This window comes from Acinetobacter sp. YH12098 (assembly GCF_013419235.1).
Lineage (GTDB): Bacteria > Pseudomonadota > Gammaproteobacteria > Pseudomonadales > Moraxellaceae > Acinetobacter > Acinetobacter amyesii.
In genome coordinates this window covers 31,240-46,399 of sequence record NZ_VPAO01000019.1, presented here as the reverse complement: position 1 = coordinate 46,399, position 15,160 = coordinate 31,240, and the positions used below count along the sequence as shown (strand labels likewise).

Annotated in this window: 14 protein-coding genes; 8 read left to right on the top strand and 6 right to left on the bottom strand. The window is 39.8% G+C overall.

The features are described 5' to 3' along the window. Window positions 1–147 precede the first annotated feature (147 nt). From FTU38_RS07935 to FTU38_RS07920, 4 genes are all read left to right on the top strand, one after another. Window positions 148–1,155: an SDR family NAD(P)-dependent oxidoreductase gene (locus FTU38_RS07935; RefSeq protein ID WP_180110935.1), complete on the top strand. Its 1,008-nt coding sequence runs from the start codon at window positions 148–150 to the stop codon at window positions 1,153–1,155. A gap of 198 nt (window positions 1,156–1,353) precedes the next feature. Beyond that, a complete protein-coding gene (gene fumC, locus FTU38_RS07930) occupies window positions 1,354–2,748 on the top strand; it encodes a class II fumarate hydratase (RefSeq protein ID WP_180110934.1) in 1,395 nt (464 codons plus the stop codon). Between the two features lie 361 nt (window positions 2,749–3,109). Beyond that, the gene (locus tag FTU38_RS07925; RefSeq protein ID WP_180110933.1) at window positions 3,110–3,601 is read left to right on the top strand and encodes a hypothetical protein; all 492 of its coding nucleotides are present in this window, start codon (window positions 3,110–3,112) and stop codon (window positions 3,599–3,601) included. Between the two features lie 205 nt (window positions 3,602–3,806). Next, window positions 3,807–4,409 carry a nitroreductase family protein gene (locus tag FTU38_RS07920; protein WP_180003737.1) on the top strand — a complete coding sequence of 201 codons (603 nt, stop codon included), beginning with the start codon at window positions 3,807–3,809 and terminating at the stop codon, window positions 4,407–4,409. Between the two features lie 156 nt (window positions 4,410–4,565). Here FTU38_RS07920 and FTU38_RS07915 read toward each other — a convergent pair whose 3' ends face one another. Further along, the gene (locus tag FTU38_RS07915; RefSeq protein ID WP_180110932.1) at window positions 4,566–6,353 is read right to left on the bottom strand and encodes an acyl-CoA dehydrogenase; all 1,788 of its coding nucleotides are present in this window, start codon (window positions 6,351–6,353) and stop codon (window positions 4,566–4,568) included. Between the two features lie 122 nt (window positions 6,354–6,475). On the opposite strand from FTU38_RS07915, the gene FTU38_RS07910 reads away from it, so the two are divergent. After that, on the top strand, window positions 6,476–7,462 hold the full coding sequence (locus FTU38_RS07910; RefSeq protein ID WP_180110931.1) for a GlxA family transcriptional regulator: 987 nt from the start codon (window positions 6,476–6,478) through the stop codon (window positions 7,460–7,462). A 7-nt stretch (window positions 7,463–7,469) separates the two neighbouring features. Here the strand turns inward: FTU38_RS07910 and FTU38_RS07905 are convergent, their stop codons facing one another. The 5 genes from FTU38_RS07905 to FTU38_RS07885 all read right to left on the bottom strand — a co-directional run bounded on the left by FTU38_RS07905 (window position 7,470) and on the right by FTU38_RS07885 (window position 11,891). Beyond that, a complete protein-coding gene (locus FTU38_RS07905) occupies window positions 7,470–8,669 on the bottom strand; it encodes an MFS transporter (RefSeq protein WP_180110930.1) in 1,200 nt (399 codons plus the stop codon). Further along, a complete protein-coding gene (locus FTU38_RS07900; protein WP_180054836.1) occupies window positions 8,653–9,099 on the bottom strand; it encodes a MarR family winged helix-turn-helix transcriptional regulator in 447 nt (148 codons plus the stop codon). Before FTU38_RS07900 ends, FTU38_RS07905 begins: the two co-directional genes overlap by 17 nt. Before the next feature lie 190 nt (window positions 9,100–9,289). Continuing rightward, the gene (locus FTU38_RS07895) at window positions 9,290–10,063 is read right to left on the bottom strand and encodes a DUF805 domain-containing protein (RefSeq protein WP_180021740.1); all 774 of its coding nucleotides are present in this window, start codon (window positions 10,061–10,063) and stop codon (window positions 9,290–9,292) included. A 139-nt stretch (window positions 10,064–10,202) separates the two neighbouring features. After that, window positions 10,203–10,757: a thermonuclease family protein gene (locus FTU38_RS07890; RefSeq protein ID WP_078193824.1), complete on the bottom strand. Its 555-nt coding sequence runs from the start codon at window positions 10,755–10,757 to the stop codon at window positions 10,203–10,205. 216 nt (window positions 10,758–10,973) lie between these two features. Then, window positions 10,974–11,891, bottom strand: coding sequence for a LysR family transcriptional regulator (locus FTU38_RS07885; RefSeq protein ID WP_168377547.1), 918 nt, complete (start codon window positions 11,889–11,891; stop codon window positions 10,974–10,976). 93 nt (window positions 11,892–11,984) lie between these two features. On the opposite strand from FTU38_RS07885, the gene FTU38_RS07880 reads away from it, so the two are divergent. The 3 genes from FTU38_RS07880 (at window position 11,985) to FTU38_RS07870 (ending at window position 15,153) form a co-directional block, all read left to right on the top strand. Then, entirely contained in the window at window positions 11,985–13,226 is a 1,242-nt protein-coding gene (locus tag FTU38_RS07880) for an acyl-CoA dehydrogenase family protein (protein WP_180110929.1), read from the top strand. A gap of 110 nt (window positions 13,227–13,336) precedes the next feature. Continuing rightward, on the top strand, window positions 13,337–14,458 hold the full coding sequence (locus FTU38_RS07875; protein WP_180110928.1) for a phosphotransferase family protein: 1,122 nt from the start codon (window positions 13,337–13,339) through the stop codon (window positions 14,456–14,458). Continuing rightward, on the top strand, window positions 14,455–15,153 hold the full coding sequence (locus FTU38_RS07870; RefSeq protein ID WP_111884351.1) for a histidine phosphatase family protein: 699 nt from the start codon (window positions 14,455–14,457) through the stop codon (window positions 15,151–15,153). Before FTU38_RS07875 ends, FTU38_RS07870 begins: the two co-directional genes overlap by 4 nt. The last annotated feature ends 7 nt before the right edge of the window (window positions 15,154–15,160 follow it).

Sequence of the window (15,160 nt, the reverse complement as noted above, 5' to 3'; positions counted from 1 at the left end):
AAACTAGAATGCTCTTGCAGATTATTCGGCTCATGAAAAATGCTGAGGCGAAGTTTCAAAATTTAGATCTGTAGATAAGTTGGTGACGACACCAAGATGATGCCAAAGAGTTGTAAAAGCTTGATAACTATAAGGAGTATCTAAACAATGATTTTAGTGACTGGTGGTTTAGGCTTTATAGGTTCACATATAGCCTTGAGTTTAATGGCTCAAGGTCAAGAAGTCATTATTGTGGATAATTTATCCAATGCAAATTTACAAACACTTGAACGACTAGAATTTATTTCAGGCATGTATGTGCCTTTTGTCAAACTCGATATTCGCAATACTCCCGCACTCAATAAAGTATTTGAACAATATACCGTCGATGCTGTCATTCATACGGCAGGCTTTAAGTCATTGGAAGAATCCGTCCTTAAACCACTTGAATATTATAATGATAATGTCAGTTGTATCATGAGTTTGCTGCGTGCCATGCAGCGAACAGGTGTACGAACACTGATCCATTTATCAAGTTTGGCGGTATATGGTCAGTCTTCGGCAGATTTAACAGAAGACACAGAAATCAATTTTACTTATCCAAATCCCTATGTGAAATCTCAACAAATGGTGGAAGAAATTATACGGGATACCGCACGTACTGATAACGAGTGGAAAATTGCGATTTTGCGTTTAGGAAACGTCGCAGGTGCATTCGAACATGCAGTTTTAGGTGAGTTTGTTGCGCCATTGCCAAAAAATATCGTGCCGCTTGCGATGCAAGTCGGGGCTTTACAACGAGACTTTATTGAACTTCGCAAACAAGCCAAAACTGAAGATGGTACTGTGGAACGGAGTTTCTTGCATGTACTCGACTGCTGTAAGGCGGTGTGGCAATGTTTACAATGGTTGTCGCAGCAACAATTTACTTGCGAGGCCTTTAATATTTCAGGTGAGCTTGTTTCGATACAGCAACTGTTGGATACACTTTCAGAAGTGACACAGGCAGAGATTAAGACGGTCGAATCTACTTTTTACCCAAGCCATGAATATGACCAGCTTGGGGCAAGTACACAGAAAGCGAAAAGTACTTTTGATTGGCAGCCTGAACAAGATTTAAAGAAAATGCTAGAAGATGAATGGCGTTTCTATCAACAAACATTAAGAGGGAATTAACTCGTCTTGTATTCGGTAAATTTAATCGTCGTGCATGATTTTCTTTATAAAATCACGATAAAGATTATCAAATAAACCACTTATAATTGATAATGGTTATTATTTACAAATCTAAGCAAGTTACCTAAACTGTATTTATCAGCAGAATTTGATTCTGCACAGACGTTCAAGTTTATAGATAAGGATATGAGGTCATTTATGCAAACACGTATTGAACATGACACAATGGGCGATGTTGAAGTACCTAGCGATGCGATGTGGGGTGCACAAACACAGCGTAGTTTGCAAAACTTTAAAATTGGTGGTGAACGTTTACCACGTCCGATGATTCGTGCGATGGGGCTCGTTAAAAAATCAGCAGCGATTACTAACGCAGCATTGGGTCAAATCCCTCAAGAACTTTCTGGTTATATCGTCAATGCAGCCGAAGAAGTGATCTCAGGTCAATGGGATGCACAATTTCCACTGGTAGTTTGGCAAACTGGTTCAGGTACGCAAAGTAACATGAACTGTAATGAGGTAATTGCCAATATTGCCAATCAAAAACTAGGCAATCCATTGGGGTCACAAAAACCTGTCCATCCCAATGATCATGTCAATCGTGCTCAATCGACCAACGATTCATTCCCAACTGCAATCCATGTGGCTGCAAGCCTACAAATCAATGAGCTTTTAATTCCTGCTGTAACGAAACTGCGTAATACTTTAGAAGCGAAATCTAAAGAATTTAAAGATATTGTTAAAATTGGCCGTACACATTTACAGGATGCAACGCCTTTAACATTAGGCCAAGAGTTTAGCGGCTATGTTTCACAGCTCGATCATGGTTTGAAGCGTTTAAATCAAGCTTTAGAAGGACTGTATGAATTACCATTAGGTGGTACAGCGGTCGGCACAGGTCTGAATGCACATCCTGAATATGCTGTAAAAGCAGCAGCAGAACTTGCGAAACAAACGGGTCTGCCATTTGTCACTGCGCCCAATAAATTTGAAGCACTTGCAGGACGTGATGCTGCTGTATTTGCATCGGGGGCGTTAAAAACACTTGCTGTAAGTTTAAATAAAATCGCTAATGATGTGCGTTGGTTAGCCAGTGGCCCACGTTGTGGTTTTGGTGAGCTACGCATTCCAGAAAATGAGCCAGGCTCAAGCATCATGCCAGGTAAGGTCAATCCAACTCAAAGTGAAGCCATGACAATGGTGGTTGCTCAAGTACTTGGAAATGATACAACTATTAATGTTGCGGGGGCATCGGGTAACTTTGAATTAAACGTGTTTATGCCTGTTATTGCCTTTAACTTATTGCAATCTATTCAACTCCTCGGTGATGCATGTAATAGTTTTAATGACCACTGTGCAGTAGGCATTGAGCCAAACCGTGAAAAAATCGATCATTTCTTACATGATTCATTAATGTTAGTTACGGCACTCAATCCTGTAATTGGTTATGAAAATGCTGCGAAAGTTGCTAAAACTGCATATAAAGAAGGTAAAACTCTAAAACAAGTTGCGGTAGAACTCGGTTTAGTCACTGCAGAGCAATTTGATGAAGTGGTTCGTCCTGAGCAAATGGTTTCACCAAATACCAAATAAATTGTTTTGAGATCATTCATCTAGAGTGTTTGAAAATAAAAAGAGGGGCTGATTCATATTCAGCCTCTCTTTTTATTGGATATATGATTGAATTATTTTTCAACTAGTTATTGCCTAACACAGATTCTTTGGATTCATATTCATCTTGAAATGTATGTATAGAAACCAGACGATTTATTAAAAATAGGGGAACGAACAAAATGAAGAAAGGCCTGATGATGAAGCGAGTAATTCATTGGATTGGGCTTTGAATTCATTGGCACACTTGTTAAAATGCCTTTCTTTTTCTGTTTTCGTTGCTATTTGACATTTGTTTGAATAAATATTTGCAAGACAGTGTTTTATTTAAGGATTTCCCCCAATGCTCACCATCTATTTGACAGATGTCCAAAAGAACGTTCAATTTAAAGACTATCCGGGCGAGCATCCTGTTAAATTTGTATTGAATTTTAAAAAGATTTTTCCAAGCGTTATGGAGCTTTTGCTACCAGTTTTGCCTGAAAATGAAAATCTTGAAGAAATGAGCTGGGAATCGACAACGCCAGATTTTGAAAAATTTAAATTGCTACTCAGTGGTTGGGGCGTAATTGAACTACGTTTGAATGCTATTGCCCAATATAAAGACCGTGCTTATGCAGATAACTTGGTAAAAAAAGCACAGCAAAAGCGCAAAGAATATAAAAAAGTACAGTCAAAATTACAAACTGTTGAACTAGATTATCTATTCATGCACGAAGTTCATGGTTTGATTGATGCAGAGTTGGTTGAGTTAGGTGAAAAATTCTATCTACCGACGTTACGTGAGCTTTGGAAAAACCAAGTGTCAGCGAATGTGCTAGAAGCAAAATTCTAAACTTCATAAGGTTTTAGTCGAAAAATCCTCCGCTTAGGAGGATTTTTTATATGTACAGCAGAACTTCAGATTTACTTCGACAAGTGACTGTTTCATAGTGACCCATCAAGCAAGAGAAGCATTCCAACATTTGGAAAGTCGCGATACTTATTATTCCAAATGTATCTGATTCATCTACACATTATATTCTAAAGGACCATTTTATATGTCAAATCAGTTTATTGACCTGATTAGCAAACGTCGCACTATTTATGCTATTGGGGACAATGTAAGCCAAAGCACAGAATATTTAACTGATTTGATCCAAACAGCGATTAAACAAAGCCCGTCTTCATTTAATTCACAATCTTCTCGTGCTGTTATTTTATTTAATGGTGAAAGCGAAAAATTTTGGGGCTTAGTCGCTGACAAATTAAAATCTTATGCAAAAGATGAAGCAAGTGCTGCGAAGACGACAGCTAAAATGGCAAGTTTTGCAGCAGGTTTAGGTACAGTTCTGTTCTTTGAAGATTTGGATGTGGTCAGTGGCCTACAAGCACAGTTTCCTTCTTATGCAGAAAACTTTCCGATTTGGGCCGAACATTCAACTGCCATTGCCCAATTTGCGACTTGGACCGCATTGCACACCGAAGGTTTAGGCGCATCATTACAGCATTACAACCCAATTGTGGATGAACAAGCGCATGCTGAATGGGACATTCCTGCGCATTGGAAACTTCGTGCTCAATTGGTTTTTGGTTCAGTGGAAGGTGAAGCGAAAGAAAAAGGCTATATGGATGATGCCGCTCGTTTTAAAGTCTTCCAATAATTGCGGTGTATAGCACTCAATTTTGATAAATAAGGAACGAAATCTAAGTTCCTCTTTTTATAGCAGTTTTTATTGAAATAGAAAGGGTTGGACAAGATTTTCATTCGTGAAAACCTTGTCCAGATTAGCCCATTGAGGACTGAGCTAAACGGGTGACTAGAACCAACTTTCTTGCATGTTGAGGCAAGTATCATCAAGTTCTAGCAATAACTTGGCTTGGTGCTCTATTTCAGGTAATTCCCAGCGGATAAAATATTGCGCGGCTTGTAATTTACCTGCTAAGAATTGTTGATCTTCAGCTAAATCTGAATGTTCAAATTTCACAAGGGCTTGATTGGCCATTTCAAGCCATAGCCATGAAATGATGACTTTGCCCATCATGTCTAGATACAAGGCAGAATTACCCAGTGCCTGATCGACACGACCTTGTGCGAGGACTTGTCCCAAACTTTGTGTGGTTTTCTTCACCGTGTTTAAATGCGCTGAAAAAATTGCTGCAAGCGCTTCCGTTTTTGGATGTTGAGCTTGATCAATTGTATTTTGCATACGTTGTAATAACAGCATCAAACCTTTACTGTTGTGCTGCCAAAGCTTACGACCCAACAAATCCAAAGACTGAATGCCAAATGTGCCTTCATGGATCGGATTTAAGCGGTTGTCGCGATAGCATTGTTCAAGTGGATATTCACGGGTATAGCCCGCACCACCTAAAACTTGGATGGCTAAATCATTGGCTTTGGGTCCATAGGCAGAAGGGAATGATTTGACGACAGGGATAATCAAATCTAATAACAGCGCGCTGTTTTCATTGTTAGCGGCTTGATGTTCATCAATTAATCGTGCAGCAAATAAACATAACGCAAGTGCGCCTTCTACATAGGATTTTTGCGCCAAAAGCATCCGTTTAACATCTGTATGTTGAATAATATTGACAGGTTTTGAGGCAGGATTTTTATCTGATACTAAGCGACCTTGTGGACGGTTTTTGGCATATTCGAGTGACTCTAAATAGCCACGGTATCCAATCATGGCTGCACCTAAGCCGACACCGACTCGTGCTTCATTCATCATCTTAAACATATATTTAAGACCAGCACCTGCTTCACCAATCAGATAGCCTGTACATTGGTCTTTTTCACCAAAGCTCAGTACCGTCGATGTAGTACCTCGGTAGCCCATTTTATGTAATAAGCCGGCCAGTTGAACGTCATTGGCGCCTGCAAGTGAACCATCGCTCAGGGTTTTAAACTTCGGAACAATAAACAGAGATATACCTTTTACGCCCTGAGGTGCATCTTGGATGCGAGCAAGGACCAAATGGACGATATTTTCAGTGATGTCTTGGTCACCCCCTGAAATAAACATCTTTTGGCCTTTGATGAGGTAGGTACCATCGGCTTGCGGTATAGCTTTTGTGGTCAAATCACCTAAAGATGAACCCACATCAGGTTCAGTCATGGCCATCGTTCCTGCAAAGCGACCACTGAACATATGCGGTACAAACCTATCTTTTTGTTCAGTCGTACCGAAAGCTTGAATCACATTTGCAGCCGCAGCGGTTAGAAATGAATAAGCCACTGATGAAGGATTTGCTGACATGAAATAAGCATTTGCAGCCATGTTGATCAAAGTCGGAAGTTGCATACCGCCTGCATCATAATCATGCTGTGCACAAAGCAAGCCGGCATCTGCAAATTGCTTCCATGCCGTTTTGACTTCAGCAATGGTTTTAACCTGTTGACCATCAAACGTAGGTTCGTTTTGATCGGCTGTTGCGTTATGGGGTGCAAAAAAGTCTTGAGCAATACCTTGTGCAGTTTCTAGGATGCTTTTGAAGGTTTCAGCATCATGCTCAGCAAAACGTGGGTAATGCGTTAAGTCTTGCGCTTTAAACACGTCAAATAGCAAAAAATTTAAATCTTTGTCATTGATTAACTGCGCCATTGCTCAATCTCTAATCGGGTCGAATTTTATGCCTTAAGCCTAGCAGTTGATTTTTAGATATAGAATTGTCAATAATGACACTTAATAAGTCAAAAATGACATTTTGATAATTTGAACTTTAAATGAAGAAAATCATAATTTTAGCATTTGATGGTGCTTTGGCTTCCGCGATTACTGGGGTTGTTGATCTATTTGCAATGGCGGGTGTCAGTTGGAACCGGATCCAAAAACAGAATGTGCAGAGGCTATTTCAGGTTAAAATTGCCTCACAACATGGTCAAGCTGTGCAATGTATTAATGGCATCAAGCTTTATGCAGATTTAGCATTTTCTGAAATAACAGATGCAGATATCATCATTGTTCCAACGATAGGCGCGGCGATTTTAGATGTTTTAGCGCAAAATTCAGCACTAATCGAGTTATTAAAAACTCGGCAATTGCAAAGCGGACTGATCGCAGGAAATTGTACGGGTAATTTTTTTCTGGCAGAAGCAAGGCTTCTAGATGGCAAGCAGGCAACGACGCATTGGGGCTTTCAGCAAATGTTTCGTGAACGCTATCCTTTGGTAAGACTGAATGCAGATCAGCTCATTAGCCATGATCAAAATATATACTGTGCTGGAGGTGGCTTAGCATGGTTTGATTTGGGACTGCACCTGATAGAACGTTTTTATGGTTTTGAAACGGCAATCCACACGGCAAAATCATTTGTATTGGATTATCGTCGTGATAGTCAGTTGTCCTATTCATTATTGAAAATATCTAAACCGCATCAGGATGGTTTGGTGCAAAAAGTTCAAGATTGGTTGGAACAGCATTATCATGAAAATATTGTCTTAGATGAACTTGCGGCGCAGTTTAATGTCACAACGAGGACATTGATTCGTCATTTTAAAGCGGCTTTGGATATGCCTCCCAATCAGTACTTACAATCAATACGGATTGAAGCTGCACGAAAGCGTTTAGAAGAAACGGGACATGCTTTAGATCTGATTATGCGAGAGGTCGGCTATAGTGACCCAAGCTCATTTCGACGGTTATTTCAAAAAAAAACGGGGCTGAGCCCCTTAGAATATCGTCGACGTTTCAGCCGACGATTTGATGTTTAGTTATAGTTTAAGCGGTTCGAACGGTATAACGACCATGTAAAATGTAGTAGGCACCAATACATGCAAAGGCAGCAAATGCGCTATACAAATACAATTGTGAATAGCCAATATGGTCGAGCAATTTACCGATAAAGTATGGTCCAAAGCCTAAGCCTGCATCCAAAAAGATAAAGAAAGTCGAAGTGGCAAAGCCCATACGTTCAAGCGGAGCACTTTTTACTGCAACTGTTTGGCAGACCGACTGAATATTGCCATAACCGAGTCCAAGTAGGCCTGCACAAAGTAAAAGCATCCATGAACTCTGAGTGATGCTGAGTAATACCAATGCCACGCCCATAATCACAAAAGCAGGGTAGATCACTACATTTTCACCTTTACGGTCCATTAACGGGCCTGTAAATGGGCGAGAAATTAAAATCGCAATGGCATACATCAAAAAGAAAAACGAGGCTGTTTCAACCAAATCGATTTCTTTGGCGTAGAAGTTAATGAAAGATAAAACACCTGAATAGCAGATTGAAGCGAAAAGCATGATGAATGATATCGGTAATGCTTTAGGTTCTACAAATTGAGCAATCCAACTCGGTTTTTTGACGGCTTCAACAGTATCGAAGGGTTTATTGATTTTGGGTAAATCGGGCACTTGAATCAGCAAGGCAACCAATAGGCAGCTCAATGCGATAATCGTAGAAACGATAAAAATCGCGTGATAACCAATGTGTAACATCATCCAAATGGCAAGAAATGGCCCAATAGCTGTACCTAAAGTACTACTCATGCTGTAGTAGCCAATGCCTTCACCGCGACGTGTCGCTGGTAAGATTTGGGCAATTAAGGTACCCAGCACTGTTGATGCCATACCCATCATAAAGCCATGCATAAAGCGTATGAAAAGCAACATGCCGACGCCAAACTGAATGAAGTAAAAACCAGAAAAGACTAAAAAGCCAATTAAACCAACGATCAGTGTTGTTTTACGACCAAAACGTTCTAGGAACTTGCCCACCAATAAACGCCCGACCAATGTACCGACAATGAACAAGCCTGAAACTAAACCAGCTTGGGCTGTAGTCGCACCCAATTCAGCCACCGCATAGCCCACGATCACCACAACCAAGAGATAAAAGGTTAAAACCAATTGGAAGTTAATGGCGCTGACTAAAATAAAATTTCGAGTCCAAAGTGGTGCTTTATCTTGCATGATCATCACCTACAGTGTTTTGTTCAAGTTCTTGCATGACACGGTGTAAAATTTGAATGGAGTGTTGGATATCTTGGCTTGCTAATGGCGCGATCAGGCGCTGCTCAAAGGCATCTATGTCTTTTGCACATTGCTGAAATAACTCACGTCCAGTCTCGCTGAGCATCATTTTCTTTTGACGTTTATCGTCAGTTTGCACATGTGCCAAAATATCCATCTGAGCAAGAATTTTGACACGCTTAGTGATGGATGGCTTGGATACATTTAAATATTCCGCCATTTCAATAGATGTACAAGCAGTTTTTTCACGGATGACAAACATGACTTGCCAAAGTGAATAGTTCAATTGATAGGGCAATAAAATCGTGTTGATTTCATCACTCATCAGACGCGCACAGCGCAGAAGAGAAGAGCGGAAACCTAATGTGGAATTCATGATAGTTAACTAGGGTAACTAAATTGTCGCAACTTTACGCCTAATTTATTTTGAATTCAAGTGAACAACTCAAAGCATAAAAAACAGGTATAAAAAAACCTGTGCGCACACAGGTTTTCTTGCAAAACATTTCATTTAAAGCTTATCGTTCAATGCATATCGTTGAATTGATACCTTAAACAATACGTGTTTATTCTACAGAAGCTTCTGCAGCTGCAATTGCTGCATCTTCCGCTGAGCTGTCTGCATTTTCTGAAATTTCTACACTTTCACCATCTGCATAAGCAAGTTCTTCACCTTCTGATTCAGCTTGCTCTAAATAAGCCGCAAGTTGTTCATCCGTTAATTCAGGTTCACCTTCAGACATCATTGCTTGTTCTTGTAATTGTGCTTGTTCTAAATTGCTCATCATACTTTGCATATTGAACATCAATGGAATCATAACCAATAAATAAACAATCATCAGGATCAGATACAGTGACCCAATGACTTTCTCTGTTTGTTCAGTTGGACGCTTAATACCATATTTATTTTCACCTTCAGTGCCTTTTGCAGCCATCACATAAATGCTAAAGATGGTACCGACCAGAGGGATGAGAAAAATTAAGCAGAGCCAACCGCTTTTATTTAGATCATGTAAACGACGAATCGTAATGCAGATCATTGCGACAAACATTGCAACGATAGAAACGACAATCAGTGCGATCGCACTGAGTCCTAAGAATGAATTAAAAAGTGCTTCAATACTACGTTCTGCTGAATTGAAAAATGCAAAAAGTCCCAGTGCGACGCTGATGCCTAATAGGCAGGTATAAATCATACTAATGATAAATAACCACGCTAAATAGGACAGGCGGCCAAAACGTCCTTCAGGAGACAGTGGATGATCGGCTTTTTGAATTTGAGGCTGAATATTTTGATCTTGTTGAAACGGATTCAATTCGCTTGAAGTAAGTTCAGTCATTATTATTCCAATTTTAATTATCTAATTTATTTTCTATGCCCAAAAGGGCAGCAATATTGTATAGCGAAGTAAAAAAAGGTCAAATATTAGACATGGCTAAGTCGTCAAATATTCCTTAGCCATGCTGTAATGTGGTCTGTTATTTATGTAATTTACGATACTCTTTAGGGCGCATTGGACGACTGGCTTTCCACAAACCTTTCTTTTGTTTACGTGCTTTGCTTTGTAAATTCATCATATAGTGCAAATGCTTTTGGTCACGGATGTATTCTTCGTACACCCACGCAGCACCACGTTTTACCATTTCTTCATTCATGCATTTACGATAGCGATAAATAACCCCCACGCAGCGGCCATAACGGTCTACATCAGTGATTTTTACGCGAACAAATTTCTTGTAAACCATGGATTTGATCAGGCGGGCTGACTCTTTACCGTAGGCTTGTGTCGATTCTGGCGCATCCACATAAGCAAAGCGAAGTTTGGTTTTAGAACGTCTTAGATTCATCCGATAGCAGGTGAGGGTGTCGCCATCACTAATATCAGATACACGACAGAGGTAAGATTTTCCTTTCTTAAAAGGTTGGAAAAAATCCTTTAAGAAAATGGTGACTTTATAAAGAACATAGACTGTGATCAGGCACAGTACTGCACCTAAAGCCATGAGCCAATTCGCGGAGAGATTTGAAAGCATACACAATGATATGAACGAGGTCATATCGCATAAAAACAGGAGTTTAGATTTTATAAGAACTCATGATATATGGCTGTCGAACAAACCGACGGTCAGTTAAAAATACCTTAAATAATCAGCATTTGATCTATAAATATACAGCAAGTTTCATCACGCAAAACTCTATCTAAATACATGCAAATAGCCTAAGTAAAGTGGTGTCCTATTGAAAATAGCCTAAGCAAATATTTTAGAAATTTCGCTTCGCAAAAAAACATGCCGTGAATTTAATTCCAAATCATTATGCCAATACATCCCTAATTTAATTTTCGGCAAGTCTACAGGTACATCAAAAATATTCAGTTCGGGAGCAACCTGTAAATGCGTCAAAATATTTTGCGGAATCGTCAATATCGCCTTGGGTTGCTGTGCCAAAATTTGTAGCGCAGTAGAGTAATGCTGACAGCGTAAAAAAATCTCTCTAGAGTGTTTTTTACGATTTAAATAAATATCTTCAACTAATACACCTGCACGTCGGGAAGAAACCCCAATGTGAGGAGCAGAAAGATAAATAGATTCATCCATCTTGGAATGTTGACTACAAACCACGAATTGGTCTTCAACTAAAGTTTGAAAATTTATTTTTTCACCAAAGTTTTGCTCAAGATCAATCGCAAAATCGATTTGCTGTGCAGCAAGGTCAGCCACAATGGTTTTGCGGTCTAATTTAATACTGGAAAATTGGATCTGAAACTGTTGCTGTTGAAAGTGTTCAACTAACTTAGGAAAAATAATCGGTTCAATTTCATCATGTACGGCAATTTTTAAGCTCTGTACCATTGAAGGAGTAAATTGTTGTTTTTGGATAGAAATACTTTGAATCGCAATAAGCGCATTTTTAATTACGGGATAAATCTGTTCAGCAAATGGAGTCGGGAGCATTTTTGCCCCAGCACGTACAAATAAGTCATCTTGTAAATGTTGTCTTAAACGTTGAAGTGCATGACTCGCTGCAGACTGAGTAATACACAAAATTTGTGCTGCTTTTGAAATGCTTTTTTGTTCATAAACTGCGATATACAGTGGATATAAATTGATATCCATACGGTGGAAAACACCCATATCAATGACGGTGTTTTTATGAATACTATTCATGTTCATCTATTGAATTAAATCATTTTGTTCATATTAGATTTCAGGTTATGGTGTTGTAAAGCGTAAAGAACATAATATTTAAAGGATATTGTCATGTTTGAACTTTCAGCACGTGCACAAGATTATATTGAAAGAACAAAAAAATTTATTAAAGATGAAATTGAGCCTGTAGAAACTGAGTTTTGGGCAGAAGTTCATGAGTTGAACCAAGGTGGTGATTGGACCAAATGGCAATGGCCGGCACAGTTAGAGGTTTTAAAGGATAAAGCCAAAGCTGCAGGCTTATGGAATATGTTCTTACCTTGTCCTGAACTTGGGCAAGGCTTATCTGTACAAGAATATGCACACATCGCAGAACTTTCAGGCCGTAGCTTACTTGCACCCACGGTATTCAATTGTAATGCACCAGACAGCGGCAATATGGAAGTGATTTGGCGCTATGGTACGGAACAACAAAAGCAGCAGTGGTTAACACCATTACTAGAAGGCAAAATCCGTTCGGTGTTTTGCATGACAGAACCTGCTGTTGCTTCAAGTGATGCCACCAATATGGAAGCTACGGCTGTCGTTGAAGGCGACGAAATTGTATTGAATGGCCGTAAGTGGTGGTCTTCAGGTTTAGGTGATCCTAATGCTAAAATCATTATTTTTATGGCGCATACACCAGATGAAAGCAAAGACCGTCACCATCAGCATTCTATGGTTTTAGTTCCAGTAGATACGGATGGAGTCAAAATCGAACGTATGCTTCCGGTCTTTGGCGACTATGATGCGCCACATGGACATGGTGAAATTAGCTTCACAAATGTTCGTGTTCCAGTTGCAAACTTCATTGGCGGCGCAGGTCAAGGTTTTGAAATTGCACAAGGTCGTTTAGGCCCAGGCCGTATTCATCATTGTATGCGTTGTATTGGTGCTGCTGAAAAATCGCTAGAACTGATGATTGACCGCGGTATGAGCCGTACAGCTTTTGGTAAAGAAATTTTAAAACTCGGTGGCAATTTAGAACGCGTAGCAGAAGCACGTGTTGCGATTGATCAGGCACGTTTACTGACCCTTTATGCAGCATATAAAATGGATACTCAAGGGAATATGGCTGCATTAACCGAGATTTCTGCCATTAAAGTGGTCGCGCCGAGTGTCTTAGAAAAAGTCGTTGATATGGCGATTCAAATCCACGGTGGTGCTGGGGTTTCTCGAGATACACCGCTCACAGGTTTCTTTGCCCAAGCACGTTCACTGCGTCTAGCTGATGGCCCTGATGAAGTACATAAAGGCATGATTGCTAAATTAGAATTGGCTAAGCGCGGTTACAGCAGCCGTCGTAAAAAATAAACAAGTTGTAGTCACATATTTGGCATGGCAACCCCGAGTTGTCCATGCTATAAAACTATAGAAAATTATATTTTTATCATCATGATAGATTCAAGTTTAGGAAGAAAAGCATGTCAGTGATTGATGTAGGCGGTTCAGTTCGTGAGGGTGAAGAACTGGATGTACGTGCCGTAGGCAATTGGTTGATTGAACATGGCGTTGAAATAGAAGGGCCTGTTGAAGTCACTCAATATTCAGGTGGCGCATCAAATTGGACTTATCGCTTAAAATACGACAATGCTGATTTAATCTTACGTCGTCCACCGAAAGGTACCAAAGCCAAGTCTGCACATGATATGGCACGTGAATTTAACGTACAGAAAGCATTATCTGAATTTTATCCTGTACTCCCTGAAATGGTGGCGCTATGTCAGGATGAATCAGTTATTGGCTGTGATTTCTACGTGATGAAGCGCGTAGAAGGCATCATTCCACGTGCAAACTTACCCAAAGAATTAAATTTTGATGAAAGCCAAGTTCGAGCGTTGTGTACCAACGTCATCGATAAGTTAATTGAACTGCATCAAGTGCCTTATGAAGGCACCGCTTTAGAAAAAATAGGCAAGGGCGACGGATACTGTCGTCGTCAGGTGGAAGGTTGGGACGCACGCTATGAAAAAGCCAAAACCTTAAATGTTCCTTCTTTTAAATATGTCCGTAATTGGCTCAAAGACAATATTCCTGCTGACTCTAAAACCTGTGTAATTCATAACGATTGGCGTTTTGATAACGTGATATTAGATCCAAATGATCCTACCCAAGTGATTGGCGTATTGGATTGGGAAATGGCAACGCTTGGTGATCCATTGATGGACTTAGGCTCAGCTTTGGCGTATTGGGTTGAAAGTGGCGATAACACAATTTTTAAAGCCACACGCCGTCAGCCGACCAACTTGAAAGGCATGTTTAGCCGTAAAGAAGTCGTTGAATATTACTTAGAAAAAACTGGTCTTCAAACGGACAATTGGACCTTTTATGAAGTGTTCGGTATTTTCCGTTTAGCGGTAATTGCACAGCAAATTTATTATCGCTTTTACCACAAACAAACCAATAATCCTGCATTCAAAGATTTTTGGATCGTGATCCATGCTTTACATATTCGTGCATTAAAACTTATTGGTTTGCAAAAACTTGAAGCCAATGACGTGGCACAAAAATATATTGAAAAAATGAAGGATATTTTAGGGAAATGACCACGATATATTTAATTCGGCACGGTCAGGCTTCTTTTGGTGCGGAAAGCTATGACAAGCTTTCTCCCAACGGTGAGCTACAGGCTAAGGTGCTGGGACAGTATTTCGACCGTATTTTAAAAGAAAGTCCTTATGTGGTTGCGGGCTCCATGCAACGTCATCAACAAACAGCCAATCTTGCATTGGCTGAATGCTTTCCAGAAGCACAAGTTGATACAGATAACGCATGGAATGAATTTAATCATCAGCAAGTTTTTGCTCAGTATGAACCTCGATTTAACCAGCCGCATTTATTAAAAGAAGATGTATCTAAGCATGAAAACCCGCGTGCTTATTTATCTAAAATTTTTGAAGGTGCCATTGAACGTTGGACAGGCGGAGAATTTCATCATGAATACGATGAATCTTGGCCACATTTTAAAAATCGAGTCGAAACAGCGCTAGAAAAGTTATGCACTCAACTGGCTGAAACCAAACCGCGTTATGCCGTTGTGTTTAGTTCAGGTGGAGTGATCTCCGTTGCAGTCGGTAAAATTTTAGGGCTGAGTCCTGAAAAAACATTTGCACTTAATTGGGCCATTGCCAATACCAGTATGACAACACTGCGTTTGGTTGGAAATGAACCGCAATTACTCAGTTTAAATGAACATCATTTTATAAAAGCAGTTGATCCAAATTTATTGACTTGGATCTAAGATAAAC

Excerpts from the sequence above, each read along its gene's own strand:
- FTU38_RS07935 (WP_180110935.1), top strand. The coding sequence starts at position 148 with ATGATTTTAGTGACTGGTGGTTTAGGCTTTATAGGTTCACATATAGCC.
- FTU38_RS07900 (WP_180054836.1), bottom strand. The coding sequence starts at position 9,099 with ATGAATTCCACATTAGGTTTCCGCTCTTCTCTTCTGCGCTGTGCGCGT.
- FTU38_RS07925 (WP_180110933.1), top strand. The coding sequence starts at position 3,110 with ATGCTCACCATCTATTTGACAGATGTCCAAAAGAACGTTCAATTTAAA.
- FTU38_RS07905 (WP_180110930.1), bottom strand. The coding sequence starts at position 8,669 with ATGATCATGCAAGATAAAGCACCACTTTGGACTCGAAATTTTATTTTA.
- FTU38_RS07885 (WP_168377547.1), bottom strand. The coding sequence starts at position 11,891 with ATGAATAGTATTCATAAAAACACCGTCATTGATATGGGTGTTTTCCAC.
- FTU38_RS07890 (WP_078193824.1), bottom strand. The coding sequence starts at position 10,757 with ATGCTTTCAAATCTCTCCGCGAATTGGCTCATGGCTTTAGGTGCAGTA.
- FTU38_RS07920 (WP_180003737.1), top strand. The coding sequence starts at position 3,807 with ATGTCAAATCAGTTTATTGACCTGATTAGCAAACGTCGCACTATTTAT.
- FTU38_RS07880 (WP_180110929.1), top strand. The coding sequence starts at position 11,985 with ATGTTTGAACTTTCAGCACGTGCACAAGATTATATTGAAAGAACAAAA.
- fumC (WP_180110934.1), top strand. The coding sequence starts at position 1,354 with ATGCAAACACGTATTGAACATGACACAATGGGCGATGTTGAAGTACCT.
- FTU38_RS07915 (WP_180110932.1), bottom strand. The coding sequence starts at position 6,353 with ATGGCGCAGTTAATCAATGACAAAGATTTAAATTTTTTGCTATTTGAC.
- FTU38_RS07910 (WP_180110931.1), top strand. The coding sequence starts at position 6,476 with ATGAAGAAAATCATAATTTTAGCATTTGATGGTGCTTTGGCTTCCGCG.
- FTU38_RS07875 (WP_180110928.1), top strand. The coding sequence starts at position 13,337 with ATGTCAGTGATTGATGTAGGCGGTTCAGTTCGTGAGGGTGAAGAACTG.
- FTU38_RS07895 (WP_180021740.1), bottom strand. The coding sequence starts at position 10,063 with ATGACTGAACTTACTTCAAGCGAATTGAATCCGTTTCAACAAGATCAA.
- FTU38_RS07870 (WP_111884351.1), top strand. The coding sequence starts at position 14,455 with ATGACCACGATATATTTAATTCGGCACGGTCAGGCTTCTTTTGGTGCG.